This is a genomic window from Sorangium sp. So ce128, from assembly GCF_051525245.1.
GTDB classification, from domain to species: domain Bacteria; phylum Myxococcota_A; class Polyangia; order Polyangiales; family Polyangiaceae; genus Sorangium; species Sorangium cellulosum_B.
On the sequence record NZ_CP150313.1, the window covers coordinates 12579608 to 12595919 of the forward strand.

Consider the following 16312-nt stretch of genomic DNA (forward strand, 5'->3'; position numbering starts at 1 on the left):
TTGCACCGAGGTCCTCGGCTGGATCGACAGCCAGGTCACGACCAGTTCGCCCCCCTCGCGCGGAACGCGACCGCGGCGGCGCTGCGGGAGGTCGTCGCGGAGATCCACGCGGGGGCGGCGCCCGCTCAGATGCCGTGGCCGAGCTCCACGCCGAGGACCCCGCTGAACCCGAGGTAATCGTCTCGCACCACCGTGTCGAAGCCGGGGACCGCCGTGAAGCTCGCGCCCACGTAGGGCCTGAACCACGGCGCGTCGTCCGGCTGGTACCCGAGGCGCAGCCCCGTATCGACGACCAGGCCAAGGGAGGAGTCCTTGCCCGCGAAGAGCTCGTCCTCCCACGCGCTCACGCGGCGCCCGTCGGGCGTCTTGCGATCGTTCCCCTGCAAGTAGAAGCCGAACCCGCCGTAGCCGACCGTGATCGGGATCTGGACCGCCAGCGCTTGCGCGAAGGGCAGCCGGAACGAGAGCCCGACGTGCGCGCCCAGCATGGATCCGTCGGACTTGAGCTCGAGCGTGCGTTGCCCCTTGTAGGTCTGCCCTCCGGGTAGCTCGACCTCGAAGGTGGCCGGATTCATGGGCCCTGGCCGCCCGAGCCCACCCAGGCCGAGGCGCACCAGGCCGTTGGCGAAGGTCACGCCGGCGGCGAACGCCGGCCCGTGCGACACGTGTCCTCCCAGGCCCATCACGCGCCACTCGAGGTCGACGAAGCCGCCTACCGGGACGTCCGGCGCGGGCCGGCGCGCGCCGCGCGTATCCGCAGCCCCGGGCGGCCCGGCATCGAAGGCGCCCGCGCCGGCGCGCTCGGCGGCCCCGGACCCGGCGTCCGGAGCCTGCGCGTCGGCCCGCGCGGCCCCGAGCAGGAGCGCGAGGCACGAGCTCGACGCGAGCGTCATGAGGTGAAGGCGGTGGCCGCGGCGGTCAGTGAGCGACACGGGAGCCTCCTTGTCCGAAAGCGAAGCGCGCTCCGAAGGCGCCCTCGAGCAGGAACTTGCCGTTGTCGCCGTTGAATCCAAAGCTGCCTCCCGCGCTGGCGTCGAGGGTGAGGAGAACGTGCTCGGACACGGCGTAGCCGGCGCCCGCCGTCAGGACCTGCGCCAGGTCGGCCAGCTCCGTGGTGGGATCGAGCTCCAGCTCGAAGCCGACGGCGGCCCCGGCGCGGAGCAGCCACGCCTCGCCGAGCGCGACGTGAGCGACCATCGATAGCTCGTCGATGTGCCGGAGCGCCGACGCGGGCGCGTCGCCGCCTCCCCCGTCGCCGCCTCCGACATCCCGGAGCGCCAGGAACCCCGTCTTGAGGCGCAGATCGAGCTCGAGCGGGCCGTGCGTCACGAGCGGCATCAGGAAGACCGCAGCGCCCGAGGCGCCGCTCGCGCCTGTCACCGTTCGCCCCCCCATGTACGCTCGCTCGAGGGCCCAGAAGGAGGCAGCGGCTCCGAGCTGCGTCCCACCCGCGAGGCGCACGCGGCCGTCGAGCTCCAGGCCGCCGCCCGTGTCCCTGCCCACGAGGCGTGATCCAAGGACGAGGCGAGCCTCCGCGGGCCCCGGACCCGCGGAATCGGCGCCGCGTGGCGCGACCTCCGGCGGCGGGGATGCCCCCGTGGCATCGGCTGCGCGGGCGCCCAGAGGCGGCAGCAGCGCGCTCAAGAACGCGAGGAGGCGGAGCAGACGGCCCCGCCTCGGCCCATCGAACGTGTGGCGTACGAGCATGCACGCAGGATGGTCAGCGCCCGTTCATGCCGGTAGCGATAGAATGCGGCTTACAGTTATTTCAATTCAGAATAAATTGAGCCATGGATCGGTTCCTCGCGCTGCGCGTGTTCTGCAAGGTGGCGGACAGCGGCAGCTTCTCGCGGGCGGCGCGCGAGCTCTCCATGACGCAATCGGCCGCGAGCCGCGGGATCGCCGATCTGGAGTCGCGGCTGGGGCTGCGGCTGTTCGAGCGCACCACCCGGCGCGTCGCGCTCACCCTGGAGGGGCGCGCGTACTACGAGCAGATCGAGGAGCACGTGCGCGCGCTCGAGGACGCGGAGCTCCGCGCCGCCGCCGGCTTCGGGGACCTCGCGGGCCGCGTGAAGCTCTCGGCGCCCGGGGCGCTCGGCCGCCGGCTCCTCTTGCCGGAGCTCGTGCGGATCATGCATGAATCGCCGGGGCTCGTCGTGGACGCCGCGCTCACCGATCAGCGGGTCGACCTCGTGGCAGGAGCGTTCGATTTCGCGCTTCGCGTCGGCGTCCGCAGCGAGCCGTCGTTCATCGAGCGAACGCTGGGGACCTCGCCCCAGTGGCTCGTCGGCAGCGCCGGCCTGTTCGCGGGCAAGCCGGCGCCGACATCCATGTCGGAGCTCGCCGCGGAGCGGGTCGTGGCGAGCGGCGGCGTGCGCGAGCTCGAGAAGCTGGGGCTCACCGTCAGGCTCACGACCGACGACATCGAGACGAACCTCAGGGCGGTGGAGGCAGGGCTCGGCGTGAGCGTGCTCCCGCGCTGGCTGGTCGCGCGCCGGGTCCAGGAGGGGCGCCTGATCCGGCTCCTGCCCAGGCTCCCGCTGCCGAGCCCGCCCCTCGTCGTCGTCTACCCCCGGCGGCTCCGGCGCGTGGCGCGCCAGGTGCTGGAGCGGCTGGAGCGGCACCTCCAGAAGGAGCTCGCCTCCGATGGATGAGCGCCCGCCGGGAGGGGTCGACGCTCACAGCGACTGGTGCCCGAGGCGCACCTGCATCGACGGGTGGCGGGCGGCGAGGGCGCGGAGAAAGGCGAGGCTCTCGGCGCTCCCGGCGGGGTCGGACGAGAAATTCCCGGGCTCGACGTCGTTCCGCCAGCCCCAGGCCGTGTGGCACACATCGCCGGTGAAGAGCACCGGGCCCTCGGGCGTCCGCGCGACGTAGGCGACCGAGCCCGGCGTGTGCCCCGGCGCCGAGAGCGCGAAGAGCGAGGCGTCGCCGAGCACGTCGATCACGCCCTCGCCGCCGAAGGCCCACTCTTCGAGGGGCGCGCGGCCCTCGAGGAGCTGGTCCACGGTGGACTGGGTGAGCGCATGGAACGGGCTCTCGAACGTGGACTCGCCGGGGCCGACGAAGATCGGGACGTCGCGCGCGACGTCGGGCAGGCCGAGCACGTGGTCAAGGTGCAGGTGCGTGAGGAGCACGCCGGCCAGCGCCCGCTCGCCGCGAAAGGCGCCGAGGCTGACCTCCACCCGCAAGGCGCCGAAGTTGAGCGCCTGTCCGACAGGGCCGGTGCGGAGGGGATGGTCGCTCGCCGCGAGCGCCTGCGACGCGCCGGTGTCGATGAGGTACAGGCCCCGGGCCGGGTGCGCGAGCGCGTGAAAGGTGATGTCGACCGGCTCGAGGCCGTCGGTGAGGCCGGCGGCGCGCTCGTGGGCCAGGTTGATGAGCCCGGCGCGGCTGGTCTCCCACCGCGCGCTGACGACGGTCTCGACGGTGACGGGGCCCGCCTCTTCGAGGAGCGCCTCCATCACCTGCAGCCGGATCGGCGTGCCGAGTGCGGCCCTCTTCGCGCCGTGCGTCGACGCCGGTGGGTCCTTGGGCGCGGGGAGCGGCTCGGCGCACGCGCCGAGCAGGAGCGCGGAGGCGAGGAGAGCGCGGGATACGAAGCGAAAGGTGTGTCTGGACATGCCGCCAGTGTGTTCTCCGAAAAATGAATGGATAACCCGCGAAAGTCGCATGTAGTCATACGCAGATGGATATCTCGTGGGACGACGCGCGGCTGTTCCTCGCGGTGGCGGAGGCAGGCAGCCTGAGCGCCGCCGCGCGCAAGCTGCAGATGACCCAGCCCACGGTGAGCCGGCGGCTGGCGGAGCTGGAGGCGCTCCTCGGTGAGCCCCTCTTCGACCGCGGCGTGGCCGGCACGGCGCTGACGGCGTACGGGGCCGGCCTCGTCGAGCCCGCGCAGCGGATGGCCGACTGGGCGGCCGAGCTGACCCGCGCGGCGGAGCGGCGACACGCGCCCACGGGCGTGGTCCGGGTGACGGCGCCCCCCGGCATCGCGCACGGCTTCCTCGTCCCGTTCGCGGCGGCCTTCTCGCGGCGCGCGCCGGCGATCGAGCTGCACGTCGTGTCCACGGTGCGCCCGCTCGACCTGACGAGGCGGGAGGCGGATCTGGCGCTGCGGCTGGGCGTCCCCGCCGACGAGGACAGCGTCGCCTCGGTCGACATCGAGCTGCGCGCCTTCGCGTCGGAGCCGTACGCGGCGCGGGCGGCGGGCAAGGCCGATCCCGCGGAGCTCGCGTGGATCGGCTGGGCGCCGCCGCTCGACGACCTCTCACCGAACAGCGCGCTCGGCCGCCTGATCCCGGGGTGGCGCCCGTCGTTCGCGTCCGACGACTACCTCGTTCAGATCCGCGCGTGCGAGCTGGGGCTCGGCGCGATGATGCTCGCGCGCGAGCACCCGCACTTCCGGAGGGACCCGCCGCTCGTGGAGCTGAAGGTGGACCTGCCGCCCGCGCGACGCTCGCTCGTGCTGCTCTGCCCGCGCAGCGCCCGCGCCATTCCGCGGGTGCGCGCGGTGCTCGAGCCGCTCGCGGAGAGCCTGCGCGCGTGGCGCCCGCCGAAGGCGAGGGGCGCTCGGCGCTGACGGCGTCGCGCGCCCGCGGGCTGGGCTATGTTCGATGGCCATGACCGCCGCCGCACACGCCCTGCCAAGAGGCCCCTCTCTGCGGATCGTCTGCGTGAACGACGTGTACCTGCTCGACAACCTGCCGCGCCTCGCGACCCTCGTGCGGCGCCACACCGCCGGGCCCGCGGATCGCTCCATCGCGGTGATGGCCGGCGACTTCCTCGCGCCGAGCCTGCTGTCGAGCCTCGATCACGGCAGGGGCATGGTCGACTGCATGAACGCGCTGCCGATCACCCACACCATCTTCGGCAACCACGAGGCCGACGTCGAGCTGCCGGAGCTCAGGGCGCGGGTGCAGGAGTTCCAGGGCACGTGGCTCAACACCAACATGCCCTCGTTCGCCCCGGCGCTGCCGACACACGAGATCCTCGACGTCTCGAGCCCCGGCGGGCGGACTGTCCGGATCGGCCTCCTCGGCCTGCTCGTGCACGTGAAGGGCCTGTACCGGCGGGATGCGTTCGGGGGGATCGACATCGAGCCGGCGAACGAGGCGGCCCTCCGCTGGACCCGCCGGCTCCTCCGCGACGAGGGGTGCGCGTGCGTGATCCCGATCACGCACCAGAGCCGCGACCAGGACCTCGAGCTCGCGCGGGCGCAGCGCGATCCGCGCTTTCCCGTGATCCTCGGCGGCCACGAGCACGAGGTGATCCTCGACGACGTGGACGGCTGCTGGGTCGTGAAGGCCGGCACGGACGCGGAGAGCGCCGCCATCGTCGACCTCGTGTGGCCGGCCATGGCGCCGCCGGCCGGGGTGCCCGACCTGCCCGCGGTCACCGTCCGGATCGAGGAGGTCGGCGCCCACCCCGAGGATCCGGCGATGCGCGCGCGCGTCGACCGCCACATGCAGATCGTGCGCGACCTCGACGCGGCCACCCTCCTCCGGCTCCCGCCGGGGAGCGAGCTCTCGTCCGTCGGGACGCGGGTCCAGCAGACGTCGCTCGGCGCGCTGCTCTGCTCGCGGATCCGCGACGCCTTCGGGGCGGACGGGGGCCTCTTCAACGGCGGCGGCATCCGCGGCGGTCGCGCGTACCGGGAGCGCTTCACCTACGGGGATCTCAAGGCCGAGGTGCCCTTCAGCAACGAGGTGGTCGTGACCCTCCTGCCTGGCCGCGTCGTCCGCGAGGCCGTCGCCGCGTCGCGGTCGCGCGCCCCCGCCCAGCACGGCGGTTACCTCCAGATCGACGACCGGATGGCGACGGACGCCCGAGGCGTCCTGAGCGCGATCGACGGCCTCCCGCTGGTCGACGAGCGCGAGTACCGGATCGCCCTCCCGCGCGGGCTCCTCGGCGGCATGGATGACATCGCGCCGCTTGTCCGCTTCGCTCAGGAGCGCCCGGAGAAGGTGCCGCCGGCGGACAGCGGGCGCGATCCGAAGCTCGTCCTTGTGGAGTCGTTCGCCGCGGACCTCGTCCGCCAGCTGGGGGCGTTCGAGGCGATCGACGCCGACGGGGACGGCCGCGTCTCGGCCGAGGAGCTCAGGGCCGCCGCGTCGAGGGCGAGCTCCGAGACGCCGTCCGAGGTGGTCGTCGGCGAGATGATGAAGGCGCTCGACCGCGACGGCGACAAGCGCGTGACGCGCGGCGAGGTCGACGCGCTGTCCTCCCCGTTGCCCGCGGGCGCGGGGGGACGCGATCGATCCGACCCGTGAGGGGTCTCTTTTTATAGGTTATAGGCGGATCAGCTCACCGCGAGCGGCGCAGGCCGTCCGGCACCGCGCGCACCGCGCCGTCCAGCGCTCGCCGGTGTGCAGAGAGGGTCAGTCGATCCCGGTCTTCCCCGCGATCCAGTAGGCCTTGGCGCGCACCTCCCGCACCCCGGCCGCCCGGAGCACCTCCCGGGCCCGCTGGACCCACGCGCCGCCGCCGCAGGCCACCGCCGTGGCGACGCCCGCCGCGCGCTCGCGGAGCAAAGCGGCGGCCTCCTCGTCGGACCCCGCAACGTCCACGGAGACGTCGAGCGATCGCGCCGCCGCCTCCGCCGCGGGGACGTTCGTCACCCGGAGGACGGCGTGGGCGCCGAGGCGGCGCGCCGAGGCCGCCACGCCGAGCGAGGTCTCGTCGCCGGTCAGGAGGCCCGCGCCTCCCAGACGGAGGGAGCGTTGCGGGCCGACGAACCGCACGACGTCGCCCGGGCGGACGGCCTCCGTCCACCGCGCGCCCGGCGCGCTCCCGTGCGCGTGGAGGAGCAGCGTGGTCCGACCCTCCGCCCAGTCGATCGGGGTGTACGTCCGCACGTCGTTCGAGGGGAGGAGCACCTGGATCTTGTCGCCGGGCTGCCAGCTGCTCGTGCGCAGCCCCTCGCCCGCGAGCACCACGCGCCGGTAGAGCGGGTGGGGCGTGCCCACGGCCTGCACCTTCGCCTCGGTCAGCACCAGCCCGCCGAGGAGCCCGAGCAAGCGACCTTTTCCGGATGCCATGGGGGTCAGCGTAGTCAGGGCGACCGCGCCGCTGCGTGAAAAAGAGTGAAGGCTGCCTGGCGTGTGCCAGGGCAGCAGGGCTGCCGCTCCTACCAGGGTGGTTGCGACGGCCGGCGGCGCAGCCGGCGCGCCGCTGCGAGCCCCGTGGTGCAAGATGGGGAACCCCATGGCATCCATGCTGGCGAGCGCTGGGCGGGGCACGGCGGCGCGCATCGCGCCGTCGCGAAAGCGATGCTGCTCGGGCTCTTGCGGAGCCCCCTGTCAGATCTGACAGCTGGTCGAGCGCTGGCGTCTCCACTAGCCTCTGTCAGATGACCTCATCCTCCCATGGCATGAACCCCGCTCGACGGCGCTCTTACCTGGCTTTCGTTCCCGTGCTCACCCTCGGGCTGGTGGTGGCCTGCGGAGGCGACGACGACGGGTCGGGCGACTCGAGCTCAGGCTCGGGCGGATCGAGCCCGAGCCTCTCGGCGCTCGAAGAGCGCCTCGCCGCCTGTCCCGACCTCTCCCTGACGAGCGATCCCAGCGCGAGCGCCTGCCTGGTCGGCACCTACGAGGGGACCACGCCTTCGGGCGAGGCCTGCAGCCTCGAGCTCGGCGAGGCCGGCGCCTACGAGTTCACGAGCCCCTCGCTCTCCGTCTCGCACACCGCTCCCGACGACACGATCTTCGTCTTCGATCACTCGTCGATCGGCGGCTTCGAGCAGCTCGCGTGGAAGGTGTCCGATCCGATCTCGACCGAGACCTGGTACGAGCTGGACTTCGCGGCTCGCTTCGGCACCGGAGCGGACGAGGCAACCTCGAAGATCCAGATCGAGGTCACGGAGTACGGCGAGGACACGACCACGAGCGTCGTCTGCGTCGTCGACCTGTGACGGCTCCCTCCGGCGGCACGGACACGGACGCCGAGAGGACGCTTCAGGCGAACGTGCCCGCGTGATCGCGCGGGGTGCCGTCCACGGGACCCGGATCGAACGCGAACGGCGGGTACTGGTCGACCAGCGACGCATGATGGGCGAGGAGCCGCGCCTGCCACCGGAGCACGCCGCACTGGAAATCGTAGATGGACGTCGGGACGCGCTCGGTGAAGAGGACCGCGACCGCCGAGACGAGCCACGCCAGATAGGCGACGCAGGAGAGCAGCGCGAGGACGATGGCCGAGGGGAGGCTCGTGAAGAGGCGCAGGAGCGCGCCCTTCGCTGTCGGCGCGCCGGTCGGATCGATGTCGAGGCGCGCGGTCTCGGCGGGGCGATCGAGCGGGAGCCTGTCGGTGAGCAGGAAGAGATAAGCGAACGCGGCCTGTAGCCACACGAGCGCGCGCGCCAGCCTCGGGCCGTCCTCGGCCAGGAACCGGGCCGATCCCTTCTGAGCCACCAGCGCGGCCGCCACGGCGGGCAGGGCCAGATAGACAAGCATCATGACGAACCCCACCGTGACGCCGGCAATCGAGAGCGCCGCGAGCAGGAGGACACGCGCGAGGAGCTGGACGCGATCGAGCTTCCAGGGGCGCGTGACCGTGAAGGTGACAGGATACGATGTCATCTCGAGATCTCCCAGGTTCATGGCGCTTCACGCGCGCGCCGGGTAACTCCCCGCGATCTTCTTGGTGAATCGGTGGAGCCGGTGGACGAAGCCCGCGTCCGGGAGGAACATCAGCGGGCACTCGCCCGCGACCACGCGGATCCCGAGCTCCTGACAGGCTTGCACGGCAGGCGCGCTCACTGCACCCTGACCGACCCCCCGGTGCAGCCACACGCGCTCGATGCCGGCAGCGGCGCACGCCCGCACGATCTGCTCGGTGACCTGGGGCGGGGTCATCACGATCGCCCCCTCGACCGGGGGATCGATCGCGCCGACCTCGGCGTACGCTGCGCGGCCTTCGATCACGCCGCCCCCCGGGTTCACCGGAACGACGTCGTAACCCCGATCGATGAGCTCCCGCATCACCATCCGGCTGAAGTCCTTGTCGTCATGCGATGCGCCCACCAGGGCCACCCGCCGGTGAGAGAGGAATTCATTGACGTCTTCCATCCTGTTCCGCATTGGGGCCTCCCGCGCTCCGCTCGTGCGCTCGTCACGACCGACGATCGACGATGAACGACGATCGACGATTGCACGGCTCGTGCCGGCCGACGCAGGCGCGGCGCAGGCCGGAGAGCCTGTCCTCTGCGGCGCAACACGTGCGCCTGCGGTGCAGGTCGTGCTGAGCCGCGCCGCGTGCCGCTGCCTCGAAGTCCCGGACAGCGGGGAGCGCTGCGACGGTCCCCCCTCCGGCGTCCGTGGTTCGCGCGCGCGTCGAAGAGCGCGACCCTCCGTCCGCCGAAGGTCCACGAGTGGAGCAGAATCAGCTCGACGTCTGTGGGGACGACCAAGTTACGGCAGCGCTGCTGCGAGCCCCGTGGTGTAAGATGGGGATCCCCATGGCATCGATGTTTGCGAGCGCTGGGCGGGTTACCGCGGCGCGGGTCGCGCCGTCGCGGGGGTTGACCCTGGACGTCATCTGCGCCGGTGAGGCCCTCTGGGATCTCGCGGCTCCGGGCGGGGCCTCGCTGCGCTTCCGGCCTGGCGGCGGGGCGGTGAACGCCGCGGTCGCGCTCGCGCGGAGCGGGCTGCGCGTGGGGCTCGCGGCCGCGCTCGGCGACGACGCCCCGGGTAGGGCGCTCCTGGCGAGGGTCGCGGCGGCCGGCGTCGACGTCGCGGGTGTGGCGCTGATCCCGGCCCGCCAGGGGCTCATCGTGCTGGAGGACACCGGCGGGGCGCGGCACATGGTCGCCCACCGCGCAGAGGACGATCTGCCCCTCTCGGTGCCCGAGGGGTGGGCGGCGCCGGTGCTGCTGCTCTCGGGGATCTCTCCGGCGCTCGCGCCGATCGCCGCGCTCTGCCGGGCCGCGCGGGCCGCGCGCCGCGCGGGCACCGTCGTCGTCGTCGACCTCAACGCGCGGTGGCGCCTCTGGGCCGGGCGCGATCCGCGCGTGCTTCACGCCCTGCTGCGCGAGGCCGACGTGGTGCGGTGCAGCGCGGCGGACCTCGCCGGGCTCGGCCTCGACGACGCCCAGGTGCGCGCCGCCATGCGGCCGAGCGCGACCCTGGTGCTCACCCAGGGCGCCGGCGCAGCCCGCGCCGCCGGCCCCTTCGGCGAGATCGCGCTCGCGCCGCCCGTCGTGGCCGAGACCCGCGCGGCCGGCGCGGGCGACGCGTTCACCGCCGCGATCTGCGCCGAGATCGCCCGCGCCGGCGACCACGGCCCGGAGCGCCCCGACCTCTGGACCCGCGCGATCCAGCGCGGTCACGCCGCGGCGAGCGCGAAGGTCGGCCGGCGTTGAGGCCGGGCTCCCCCGGCGTAGAGCCCGGTCACGGGCCCTTCGGCCCGCGCACGAGCGCCCCCGTCGCGGGCCCGCCGTCCCACGCGAGGCTGAAGTAGACGTTGGTCCCGTCCACGGCGACGCCCCACGGGTAGCTCAGGTTGCGCGCGTGCGTCGCGAGATCGCTCCCGTCGAGCCGCGCGCTCTGCACCTGGCCGTCGGCCTCCCGCGCGGTCGTCCAGAAGACGCGCGCGTCGTCGAACGCGAGCTGCGCGGGGATCTGCGGCAGATCCGGGACGACCCTGCGAAGCGGGCTCCCGGGCGAGAACGTGGCGATCCCGCGCCCCTCGATGAGCCACAGCGCGCCGCCGCGCGCCACGAGCGCGCGCGGGGCGACCAGGGCCTCGTGCAGCCTCTCCGGCGCGCTCGGCGGCGCCGCGTCGCGCGCCACCCGGTAGATCGCGCCGTCGGCCGCGCCGGTGCCCCGCGCGGTCACGTACACATGGCCGGCGTCGAGCGCCACCCCGCTGGCGGCGCCCGGGATGGCCGCGAGCATCACCTTCGCCGCGCCGGGCTCGGCGCCGAGCGGCACGTTGTACAGCCCGCCGTCCTCGAACGCCGGCGGCGTCCCCGCCTCGACCCAGTAGAGCGCGCCCTGGTCGACAGCGAGCGCCGTGACGCCGCGGGCGTCGGGCGCGAGCTCGGTCACCTCGCCGCCGGCCTTCGGGACGGCCGCGAGGCCGCGCGCGTGCGCGAAGTACACAGCGGCCTCGCCGAGCGCGAGCGGGCCCGGGAGCTCCTGCTCCGGCGCGAGCTCCACCGGCGTCCCGCCGCCCGGATCGAGCCGCATGACGCTGCCGTCCGGCGCGTCGCCCGAGCCCTGGTTCGTCCAGTAGAGCCCGGTCGCGTCCATCCCGAGGAACGTGGGCAGCCGGAGCTCGCCGGCGAGCACGGCGGCGTCGCAGGTGCCGTTCCAGCAAGCGTCGGCGCAGGTCACGCCGCAGGCCCCGCAGTGGCGCGGGTCCTCCGCGACGAGGACCTCGCAGCCGTTGCCGCCGTCGCCGTCGCAGTCGGCCCGCCCGGCGTCGCACGCGAGGGTGCAGGCGCCCGCCGAGCAGAGCGCGGTCGCGCCGTCGCCGCCCGCGCAGCGCGCGCCGCACGCGCCGCAGCTCTCGACGCTCGTCAGCAGGGCGGCCTCGCAGCCGTTGTCGCTGTCGCCGTCGCAATCGGCGAAGCCTTCCGGGCAGAGATCCTCGCGCGGCGCCGTGGACCCGGGCGGCGAGGCGCTCGGCGGTGAAGAGCAGGCGGCGAGCAGGAGCGCGCCGAGACCGAACAGTGCGTGACAGGGGTTCGAAGGCATCGGCGTCTCCTCAGAGGTTCGGGTGGACGACAGGCAGGAACGCCACGCACATCTCGTCGAGCGTCGACTCGCCGAGGACGATGTCCTGCGGCGCGGGCAGGCGCTCCTCGATGAGCTGCGCCGCGAGCGCCGGGTTCTCCGTTGTGTTGTCGTACGTGCAGCGCAGCTCGATCGTGTCGCCCGACCGCAGCGTGGGCAGCTCGTCGATCGGCGCGTCGTAGCTGTAGAGGCGCTGCCAGTTGTAGTCCCACGCCGGCGTCTGGACGAGGCACTGGCGGTCGGCCTCGTCGCCCTTCGGATCGGCGCGGATCTGGTCGACCTTGAGGTCGACGCCGGCCCGGTGCATGTGGACGCCGGCGCCGTAGATCGAGATCTCGGGGATCGGGAAGTCGATGACGTACCGCATCCGCTCGACGTGCCCCCGGGCGCCGGCGGGGATCCGGAACTCGACGCTCCCGCGGTCGCCCGGCCCGGGCAGGAGCCCGTTGCCGTCCCGGAACGGCGCCTCCGCGTTGCCGAGCGTGAGGTTCGAGAGCGCGCGGCTCGGCTTCTCGTCCGCGAGGCGGAGCGCGACCCGGGTCGCGTCGGGCGAGGGCGCCTCGCCCGGCTTCGGGTGGTAGTGGACCTGCATCACGAGCAGCGCGTTCGCTGGCACCGAGATGCCGATGTCCGCCGGCAGCTCGAACGCCTGCGTGCCGGGCGCCCAGGCGCCGAGCAGCGACGTCTCGGAGAGGCGCGCGTCGCCGAAGCACGCGTAGCTGCCGCTCTCGCCGCCGAGCGCCTCGCCCTCGCGGTTCGCGTCGATGAAGAGCAGCGCGTGGTGCACCACGGCGCGGTTGCCCGGCAGCACGTCGTAGCCCTGGACCCACGCCTGCTCCGTGAGCCCCGGATCGAGGACGAAGCAGCGGAAGCTGTCGGAGCCCTCCGCCGCGGCGAAGGGGGCCTTGGGCGAGAGCTCGAGGTCCGTGCGCGACAGGCCCGCCGCGACGGGGGTGGTGGGGGCCGGGGCGTCCGCGGGATCCCCCTCGGGGGCGCCGGCGTCGCTCCAGGCGCGGAGCAGGGCGATCTCGTCGAGGGAGAGGTGCAGGTCCCCCCGGAACGGGCGAGGGGGCGCGCACTCGTCGGTCGGCAGGGCGCCCCACGGCGGCATCCGCCGCGCCGCGGTCTCGTCGGCGATGACCGGCGCGAGCGCCTTCGCGCTCTCGTACGAGGCCAGGCTCACCGGCGCGGTGCCGCACTGCGCGTGGCAGCCGAGGCAGCTCTTCTGGAGCAGGGGCTCGATGTCCCTGTGGAATGTCGGGGGGCTCGCGCCCGGCGCCGCCTCGGCAGAACAACCGAGGAGGAGCGCCGTGGCGGAGGGCAAAACGAAGTGGATGAGAAGACGCATGCGAGGCGCCCAAGCAGCGGGCGTGCCCGAGAGGATTGGCCGCAATCGGCGGGCGGCGCGCGAGGGCGCGTGTCCGCGTCCGGACAGGTGTCCGCGGCAAAGGCGGACAGGTGTCGTGCGCCCGAGGTCCGGCGCCGGTTTCTTGCGGGGGAGGCGCGCGCTCGAGGCCATGTGATCCGGCGCATGCTCGAAGAGGCGTTCTACTGGATGGTGGTGTTCGTCCGCTGGAGCGAGCCCGAGGGGTGGGCTGCCTATCGCCCCATCTTCCTTCCGCTCATGCCCCGGGTCGTCGGCGGCGTGATCGTCGAGCTCCTGCGCAAAAGGATGACCGGCATGCTCCGCGCGCAGGGCACGGGGCGCCACAGCCGCGAGGAGATCTATGCCCAGGGCAAGGCGGACCTCGGCGCCATCGCCACCCTGCTCGGCGACCAGCCCTTCATGCTCGGGAGTCCGCTCATTCGTAGCCCTCTTCAGCGGGGAAATTGAACAAAAAGGCGGGGAAACAGGGAGTGTTTGAAGAGCTCCCCGTCTCCCCGTCTCCCTGTGAATTCTCCCCGCTTCTGCGCCTGGTTCGTATCAGGCGCCTTTGCGCGCGAGCCGGTGGACCGCCGCCACGAGCTCGCCCGGCTGGACCGGCTTGGCGAGGTGGAGCTCGAACCCGGCGTCCCGGGCCTGAACGATGTCCTCGCGCCGGGTGAAGGCGGTGAGCGCCAGCGCCGGCACGGAGCCACCGAGGTCCGGAGCGCGGGATCGGAGCTCGCGAAGGAGGGCGTAGCCGTCCTGCTCCGGCATGGCGATGTCGCTGACGAGCACGTCGGGCCGAGCGCGACTCATCATCTCCAGCGCGGCCGAGGCCGAGCCGGTCTCGTCCGCCTGGGCGCCTGCCTCGCGCAGCACCATGGTGACGAGCTCCCGCGCGTCCGGCTCGTCGTCGACGACGAGCACGCGCAGCCCGTCGAGCCGGGGGATCGTCCCGGCCGAGGGATGCTCGATCTCGGACGAGACCTCGGAGCTCTCTCTCTCCGCCAGGGCCACGGCCCGCACCGGCAAGCGCACGCTGAAGGACGCCCCTTTCCCCTCGCCGTCGCTCCGCGCGCGGACGGTGCCGCCATGGAGCTCGACGAGGTATTTGACGATCGCCAGCCCGAGACCGAGTCCGCCGTGCTGTCGTGTGGTGGCCGCCTCTGCCTGGCGGAACCGCTCGAACACGTGCGGAAGAAAGGTGGGCGAAATGCCTTTCCCGCTATCCGTCACCGTCACCTCGACGCCGCCCGGATGGAGCGCCGTCTGGAGTCCGACCTGCCCGCCGCCCGGCGTGAACTTCACGGCGTTGACCAGCAGATTCGTGACCACCTGCTGGAGGCGATCGGAATCACAGACGATCTCCCCGACACCGGGATCGAGCCTGACCTCGAGGCCGATGGCCTTCGCGTCAGCGGCCGGCCGGATGGCGTCGACCGCGGCGCGGACGAGCTCGTTCACGCTCGCGTTCCTGGGGTAGAGGCGGATCTTCCCGGTCACGATGCGCGAGCTCTCGAGGATCTCCTCGATGAGCCTGGCCTGCGCCTCGGCGTTGCGTTCGATGACCTCCATCGCCTTGGGCGCGAGCTCCGGCCGCGAACGCTGCATGCGCGCCCACCCGAGGATCGCGGTCAGGGGCGCGCGGAGCTCGTGGGAGACGATCGCGAGGAACTCGTCCTTCAGCCGGCTGGTCTCCTCGGCCTGCGCCAGGACCTCGGCCCGCTGCTGCTCGAGGCGCTTCTGATCGTCGACGTCGGTGCAGGTGCCAAACCAGCGGAGGATGCGCCCTTCGTCGTCACGCATCGGCAGCGCGCGGCCCAGGAACCAGCGGTATGCGCCGTCGGCGCGCCGGAAGCGGTACTCGATCTGGTAGTCTTCCCCCGTCTCGAGGGAGAGTTTCCACCGCTCCCACGCGCGCTGCTGATCGTCCGGGTGCAGCTGGTCGTTCCAGCCGGCGCCGCGCGTGGCGTCGGGCGTCTCGCCGGTGTAGTCGTACCAGCGGCGGTTGTAGAAATCGTGATAACCGTCGGGCCGCGTCGACCAGACGAGCTGCGGCATCATGTCGAGGATGCGGCGAAGGCTGCGCTCGACCTCCGGGATGTCGTGGGTCTCCAGGGTCAGCGCTGGAGCGGCCGGCACCGGGGCGGCGCGCTCCTCGACGAACAGGATCCCGACGAACGCCACGGCGCCTGAAGCGCCGCGGATCGGGAAATAGTGCCCGGTGAACGGCGCGCCGCTGATCGCGCCGAGCGGTACGGCGCGCGAGACGCCGTCGAGCGCCGCGCGAAGCGCCGAGGCGTGCCCGCCCCGCAGCGCGGAAGCGATCTCGTGGCGGTCGTCGGCGCTCGGGCCGAACCTCGCTCGATACGCCGGGTTCTCGTGGGTCGCGACACCAGCCGGGCTCAGCACGAGGACGGGGAGGGGGAGCCCTCCGATGACCTCGTCGAGCCACAGCTGCTCTTGCTGCTGCTTCATCCGCGACGACACCCTATAGCGCACCGGCGCGATAGGCGCTGTCGGCGCGTCGCGACCTCGAGGCGGGCGAGCGGCTTCGAAAGCAGGCAAGCGTGCCGGGGCGATTCGAACGCAACCGCCTCGCAAGTTCAGCCAGTCCTGGCCTGTCCGTCGTACCTGGGCATCACGCCCGTGTCCTTGAGCCGCATCCGCGCGCAGCGCCGGCGCGCGTGACGTGGACGCGACGCGCCAGCGTCAGCCATCGACGGCCGCCTGCGTGTCGCCCTCGATCTCGCGCTTCAGGGCGCGATCCAGCACGAACGTCCCGAAGGGGACGAGCGACGCGACGAGCGCCGCGAGGGAGCGGCGATGCGGCCAGTCGCGCTCGCTGGCCACGCGAATCAGCGCGCCGACGAACAGCAGGAAGAGGAGCCCGTGGGCGCTGCCGACGATCCGCACGGCGATCGGCAGATCAAAGAGGTACTTGAGCGGCATCGCGACGCCGAGGAGGACCAGGAAGGACAGCCCTTCCAGCAAGCCGACGAGGCGCAGGGCGCGGAGCGCGCTCATCGTTCGACACCAGACCAGGTGGGGGGAAAGACCATCATCAGCAGCACCACGAAGAGATGGGTAAAGGTCGTTACGAACGCGCCGACCGTCCGTCGATCGCGCGCGGCGCTGTGGACGAGGGCGAGCTGCGAAGCCAGCGACGGGTGATCGCCGCAGCGATCCAGAGCTCTGTCATGGG

The 16312-nt window shown here is 73.0% G+C and carries 16 protein-coding genes; 6 read left to right on the plus strand and 10 right to left on the minus strand.

Going from position 1 to position 16312, the window contains the following annotated elements:
• Positions 1-125 precede the first annotated feature (125 nt).
• Together WME82_RS47625 and WME82_RS47630 are read right to left on the minus strand one after the other, a co-directional pair.
• Positions 126-932, minus strand: coding sequence for a hypothetical protein (locus tag WME82_RS47625; protein WP_438040735.1), 807 nt, complete (start codon positions 930-932; stop codon positions 126-128).
• Positions 919-1503 (minus strand): hypothetical protein, encoded by a 585-nt coding sequence (locus WME82_RS47630; RefSeq protein WP_438040736.1) that lies wholly within the window; start codon positions 1501-1503, stop codon positions 919-921. The genes WME82_RS47625 and WME82_RS47630 overlap by 14 nt, the downstream gene beginning before the upstream one ends.
• 287 nt (positions 1504-1790) lie before the next feature.
• Here WME82_RS47630 and WME82_RS47635 point away from each other — a divergent pair, with 287 nt between their 5' ends.
• Positions 1791-2654, plus strand: a complete 864-nt coding sequence (locus tag WME82_RS47635) for a LysR family transcriptional regulator (RefSeq protein WP_438040737.1) — start codon at positions 1791-1793, stop codon at positions 2652-2654.
• A 24-nt stretch (positions 2655-2678) separates the two neighbouring features.
• Here WME82_RS47635 and WME82_RS47640 read toward each other — a convergent pair whose 3' ends face one another.
• Positions 2679-3623, minus strand: coding sequence for an MBL fold metallo-hydrolase (locus WME82_RS47640; RefSeq protein WP_438040738.1), 945 nt, complete (start codon positions 3621-3623; stop codon positions 2679-2681).
• A 65-nt stretch (positions 3624-3688) separates the two neighbouring features.
• Between WME82_RS47640 and WME82_RS47645 the strand changes: the two genes are divergently transcribed.
• Together WME82_RS47645 and WME82_RS47650 are read left to right on the plus strand one after the other, a co-directional pair.
• A complete protein-coding gene (locus tag WME82_RS47645) occupies positions 3689-4582 on the plus strand; it encodes a LysR family transcriptional regulator (RefSeq protein ID WP_437855249.1) in 894 nt (297 codons plus the stop codon).
• A gap of 40 nt (positions 4583-4622) precedes the next feature.
• Positions 4623-6272 carry a 5'-nucleotidase C-terminal domain-containing protein gene (locus WME82_RS47650; RefSeq protein ID WP_438040739.1) on the plus strand — a complete coding sequence of 550 codons (1650 nt, stop codon included), beginning with the start codon at positions 4623-4625 and terminating at the stop codon, positions 6270-6272.
• A gap of 108 nt (positions 6273-6380) precedes the next feature.
• Here the strand turns inward: WME82_RS47650 and WME82_RS47655 are convergent, their stop codons facing one another.
• The gene (locus WME82_RS47655) at positions 6381-7040 is read right to left on the minus strand and encodes a siderophore-interacting protein (protein WP_438040740.1); all 660 of its coding nucleotides are present in this window, start codon (positions 7038-7040) and stop codon (positions 6381-6383) included.
• 311 nt (positions 7041-7351) lie between these two features.
• On the opposite strand from WME82_RS47655, the gene WME82_RS47660 reads away from it, so the two are divergent.
• On the plus strand, positions 7352-7915 hold the full coding sequence (locus WME82_RS47660) for a hypothetical protein (RefSeq protein ID WP_438040741.1): 564 nt from the start codon (positions 7352-7354) through the stop codon (positions 7913-7915).
• Between the two features lie 43 nt (positions 7916-7958).
• Here WME82_RS47660 and WME82_RS47665 read toward each other — a convergent pair whose 3' ends face one another.
• Together WME82_RS47665 and WME82_RS47670 are read right to left on the minus strand one after the other, a co-directional pair.
• Positions 7959-8582, minus strand: a complete 624-nt coding sequence (locus WME82_RS47665; RefSeq protein ID WP_438040742.1) for a DUF4389 domain-containing protein — start codon at positions 8580-8582, stop codon at positions 7959-7961.
• Between the two features lie 27 nt (positions 8583-8609).
• Positions 8610-9071, minus strand: coding sequence for a CoA-binding protein (locus WME82_RS47670; protein WP_438040743.1), 462 nt, complete (start codon positions 9069-9071; stop codon positions 8610-8612).
• Positions 9072-9460: 389 nt separating this feature from the next.
• Here WME82_RS47670 and WME82_RS47675 point away from each other — a divergent pair, with 389 nt between their 5' ends.
• Entirely contained in the window at positions 9461-10363 is a 903-nt protein-coding gene (locus WME82_RS47675; RefSeq protein WP_438040744.1) for a PfkB family carbohydrate kinase, read from the plus strand.
• Between the two features lie 28 nt (positions 10364-10391).
• Here WME82_RS47675 and WME82_RS47680 read toward each other — a convergent pair whose 3' ends face one another.
• Complete coding sequence (locus tag WME82_RS47680) at positions 10392-11702, minus strand: hypothetical protein (protein ID WP_438040745.1); 1311 nt, start codon at positions 11700-11702, stop codon at positions 10392-10394.
• A 10-nt stretch (positions 11703-11712) separates the two neighbouring features.
• Positions 11713-13089, minus strand: a complete 1377-nt coding sequence (locus tag WME82_RS47685; protein ID WP_438040746.1) for a hypothetical protein — start codon at positions 13087-13089, stop codon at positions 11713-11715.
• A 183-nt stretch (positions 13090-13272) separates the two neighbouring features.
• On the opposite strand from WME82_RS47685, the gene WME82_RS47690 reads away from it, so the two are divergent.
• Positions 13273-13575, plus strand: a complete 303-nt coding sequence (locus WME82_RS47690) for a hypothetical protein (protein WP_438040747.1) — start codon at positions 13273-13275, stop codon at positions 13573-13575.
• A 90-nt stretch (positions 13576-13665) separates the two neighbouring features.
• On the opposite strand, the gene WME82_RS47695 is transcribed toward WME82_RS47690, so the two are convergent.
• Both WME82_RS47695 and WME82_RS47700 read right to left on the minus strand, forming a co-directional pair.
• Positions 13666-15585, minus strand: coding sequence for a hybrid sensor histidine kinase/response regulator (locus WME82_RS47695; protein ID WP_438040748.1), 1920 nt, complete (start codon positions 15583-15585; stop codon positions 13666-13668).
• 234 nt (positions 15586-15819) lie between these two features.
• The gene (locus tag WME82_RS47700; RefSeq protein ID WP_437743075.1) at positions 15820-16134 is read right to left on the minus strand and encodes a DUF3817 domain-containing protein; all 315 of its coding nucleotides are present in this window, start codon (positions 16132-16134) and stop codon (positions 15820-15822) included.
• Positions 16135-16312 lie beyond the last annotated feature (178 nt).